The organism is Gemmatimonas sp. (assembly GCF_041689975.1).
GTDB lineage: Bacteria > Gemmatimonadota > Gemmatimonadetes > Gemmatimonadales > Gemmatimonadaceae > Gemmatimonas.
This window is the reverse complement of sequence record NZ_JBDNFF010000326.1, coordinates 1-3,175: the sequence shown is the minus strand read 5'-3', so window position 1 is coordinate 3,175 and position 3,175 is coordinate 1. Positions and strand designations below refer to the sequence as shown.

The following is a 3,175-nucleotide window of genomic DNA, read 5'->3' as shown; positions in this document are numbered from 1 at the left end:
GAGCATGCTCGTGCCATGGTGAGCGTTCGAGAGGCGCGCAAAGCGTACCGTGCGCACTATCTCACCTGTTTCTGGTGGGCGCGACCCGACCTTGTTGTTCGAACTCAAGATGTCGCGTGGGTGGCCGACGGCCTGCGTAAGCACGGCGGGCACGACGCGTGGCGTGTAGCCGCGCGACTCGAGCAGCTGCTGTCGCCGCCGACCTGATCGCTGCCGACGCGCCATGCCGCTCACTCCGTTTCAGGCATCCGTTCTCGCCGTCCTGGCGCCCACGCGTTCCGACGTGTCGTATTTGGCAGGCGGGGCTGCGCTGCACATGGGTCCGACCGGTGAGCGCTTCAGCAACGATCTCGATTTTTTTCACAACGCGGCCGACGCGGCGAATCAGACCTTCGCGGCCGACGCGCTCGTGCTGCGCGCTGCCGGCTATGAGGTCACGGTTCTGGCCGAGTATCGCGGGTTTGTAAGCGCCGCCACGCGCCGTGATGGCGAAGCCACGGTCCTCGATTGGGCGCATGAATCGGCGTGGCGCTTTCTCCCGCTCGTGGCCATGACTGGTGGCGGTGTGATGCTTCATCCCATCGACCTCGCGATCAACAAGCTGGTCGCGCTCGCCAATCGACGCGAGCCGCGGGATCTGGTGGATGCCATCTTCGCGGATACGCACATCCTTGAGTTTCCCGCGTTGGTGTGGGCCGTGGTCGACAAGAATCCCGGGCTCAATCCCTCGTCGTACCTCGAGCAGTTCCGCCGTCGCACCATCACGCCCGAGGACGCCGCGTATCTCCGCTTCACCGGTGCCTACCGCGTCGAAGAGGCCGCGCAGCATTTTCGCCGCATGGTCGAGAGCGCGGATGCCTTCATCGCGGCGAACACGCACCGAGAGCCTGGGGCGCTGCTCCAGAATCGCCGCACCGCATCCTTTTTCGTGCCACAATCTGATAGCGACTGGGCCCATACCCGCGAGCATCGCGGCGCGTTGGGCGGTGTCATCGCGCAACCGGCCGACATGACCGTAGGTTAAGCGAGCCTTCTCTCGTCAAAATCCCGTGGCGCCGCAATGAATCGCTGTCAACTCACCGGACTGCTTCCGCATGACTGATCCGGCACGCGACGTCGTCTCCCGCCTCACCGTAGCCTTAGCCGACCGCTACCGCCTCGAGCGCGAGCTCGGGCAGGGCGGCATGGCTACCGTGTACCTCGCGCACGATCTCAAGCACGATTGCGATGTCACGATCAAAGTGTTGCATCCGGACTTGGGCGCGGCACTCGGCGGCGAGCGGTTCCTCACCGAAATCCGCACCACGGCGCGCTTGCAGCATCTGCACATTCTGCCGTTGCTCGACAGCGGCGACGCCGACGGCCTGCTGTCCTACGTGATGCCGTTGGTGACCGGCGAAACGTTGCGCGCGCGATTGGAACGCGAGAAGCAGTTGCCCATCGATGATGCGGTCCTGATTGCGCGCGAAGTCGCTGACGCCCTCGGCTACGCGCACGGCCTCGGCGTGATTCACCGCGACATCAAGCCCGAGAACATCCTGCTGCAGAACGGCCACGCGCTGGGAGTCGCCGCGCCGACTGACGTCGGTTGGTGTGCAGCCCTCGTGGTCGCCCGATGGCACGCAGATCGTGTATGGGTTGGGTGAAGGTGGCGGTCCATCCGGCGCGATGGCAGTGGCCGCACGCGACTGACCAATATTCCGGAAGGGGTATTGGGTGCGCGGTTTTCCTCGGATGGTGCACGACTCGCGACCAGCCTCTTTCCGACTGACGCGCAACTCCAATCCGTGGTCATCGGCGGGCCACCATGGCCGATGACGCGTGCGACGTCGAAGGCGGCGCCGGGAGTGACGGTCGGCGCAACAAAGTTTGACGCGTACAACTGGTCCCGCGACGGGCGCTGGTTGTTCGGGGCCATGAGCGAGCAATCCGGTGACGTCGCGGGCCACGCGTTGTACGACATCGCTGCGGGTACGCTTCGTCAACTGAACGCCGATGCCGGCTCCGGCGAGCTCGCGTTCCTGCCCGGCTATCGGCAGGTCGTGTACTTCACCAACCGTGGCGCGTTGATCCTGCAGGATATCGAATCGCTGCAGCGGTGGTGATTGCCGATTCGCTGCCGTATACGGCGGACCTGCCGAAGAGCATCGTCGCGTCGCCGGATGGGCGCACGTTGTACTACGCGGCGCAGCAGGTGGAGTCGAATATCTGGATCGTGCGGCGGGCGGAGGCGAAGAGCCCGTAGGCCCTTGTTGACGGTGGTAGCCGCTGGCGCTCGAGTGTGCGTTACGCGAGCAGCCCAATGCCCAAGTGGTGACAGGCAAGGGAAAGTGCTGTGAGATCAGTCCCGAGGCGGGCGCTGTGTCCCCACGCCAATGCGGCGGCGCGGTGAGTTCGCTCATCTGGACGCCGTGTACGGTCCAGCCGGCAGTCCGCCAGCTGGGCCAAAAAGCAATACGCTCACGCTACAGCGGACTCCATCGGCACGGCATCGACGGTCGGCGCGTCGTCGTCAGGCGGCATGACGATCCACCGCACGAGGGCCAATACGCGCTTGACGTCCCCTACGGCCAGCGCGGCAAACGGTGTCTGCTGTTGCCCGTCGGGACCTTTCAGCATGACCTGCGGAGACGCAAGTAGCGCCACCAACTCTTCGGGGCTTAACCGAGCGCCGACGATTTCGTTGATCTGCTTAATAGCGTCGTACGGCCGAGGCACACCGGTATCCGCCTCGGGATGCTTGAACTGCGCCAGCGGATAGGAGAACGAGCCATCCTGTCGCGCCAAGGCCAGCACCCGCCCCTGCGCGCGCCACTGCCGAAGCGCCTCTCGAGACACCTGAAGATTCACACCCGCCTCATCAGCCGTCCATACGCCCCCCGACGCTTCAAGGCGCTCGGCCAGCGCGACTCGTCCCCGCAGCAGCACCGTAGCCCACGCGTCTTGCGCTGGGGCTTCCGTGATGACCATGTCCGCCAACGCATGCATCAGGGCGGAATTCGACCCAGCGGCAGCGGCCTGCATCACCGCGCACTGGGGCGCTCGCTGGACGAGGCCGTACACCAAGGCCCCAACGCGCGCCAGTAAGATCTCTGACGCTGCCGAGAGATCGGGCGCCGAGTCGTCGGCGCGAATCATCGTGAGAAACGACTGCTTGAGGAGGGCGCTCAAGGTG

General features: G+C 65.2%; 5 protein-coding genes and 1 pseudogene. 5 read left to right on the top strand and 1 reads right to left on the bottom strand.

Annotated features, from left to right (window positions below; all coding sequences use genetic code 11):
- The 5 genes from ACESNG_RS19560 to ACESNG_RS19540 all read left to right on the top strand — a co-directional run.
- Positions 1-207 (top strand): hypothetical protein (locus tag ACESNG_RS19560; protein ID WP_373070456.1); only part of this gene is annotated, 207 nt, incomplete at its 5' end.
- A 16-nt stretch (positions 208-223) separates the two neighbouring features.
- Positions 224-1,024 carry a hypothetical protein gene (locus ACESNG_RS19555; protein ID WP_373060270.1) on the top strand — a complete coding sequence of 267 codons (801 nt, stop codon included), beginning with the start codon at positions 224-226 and terminating at the stop codon, positions 1,022-1,024.
- Between the two features lie 70 nt (positions 1,025-1,094).
- Positions 1,095-1,646 (top strand): serine/threonine-protein kinase, encoded by a 552-nt coding sequence (locus ACESNG_RS19550; protein WP_373070454.1) that lies wholly within the window; start codon positions 1,095-1,097, stop codon positions 1,644-1,646.
- A gap of 168 nt (positions 1,647-1,814) precedes the next feature.
- Entirely contained in the window at positions 1,815-2,105 is a 291-nt protein-coding gene (locus ACESNG_RS19545) for a hypothetical protein (protein ID WP_373060274.1), read from the top strand.
- Positions 2,102-2,245 (top strand): hypothetical protein, encoded by a 144-nt coding sequence (locus ACESNG_RS19540; RefSeq protein WP_373070452.1) that lies wholly within the window; start codon positions 2,102-2,104, stop codon positions 2,243-2,245. The genes ACESNG_RS19545 and ACESNG_RS19540 overlap by 4 nt, the downstream gene beginning before the upstream one ends.
- Before the next feature lie 215 nt (positions 2,246-2,460).
- Here the strand turns inward: ACESNG_RS19540 and ACESNG_RS19535 are convergent.
- Positions 2,461-3,175, bottom strand: a pseudogene (locus ACESNG_RS19535) (hypothetical protein); the annotation flags it as partial.

Bases quoted from the DNA above. Each gene is read 5' to 3' on its own strand.
- ACESNG_RS19555 (WP_373060270.1), top strand. From the start codon at position 224: ATGCCGCTCACTCCGTTTCAGGCATCCGTTCTCGCCGTCCTGGCGCCC.
- ACESNG_RS19550 (WP_373070454.1), top strand. From the start codon at position 1,095: ATGACTGATCCGGCACGCGACGTCGTCTCCCGCCTCACCGTAGCCTTA.
- ACESNG_RS19545 (WP_373060274.1), top strand. From the start codon at position 1,815: ATGACGCGTGCGACGTCGAAGGCGGCGCCGGGAGTGACGGTCGGCGCA.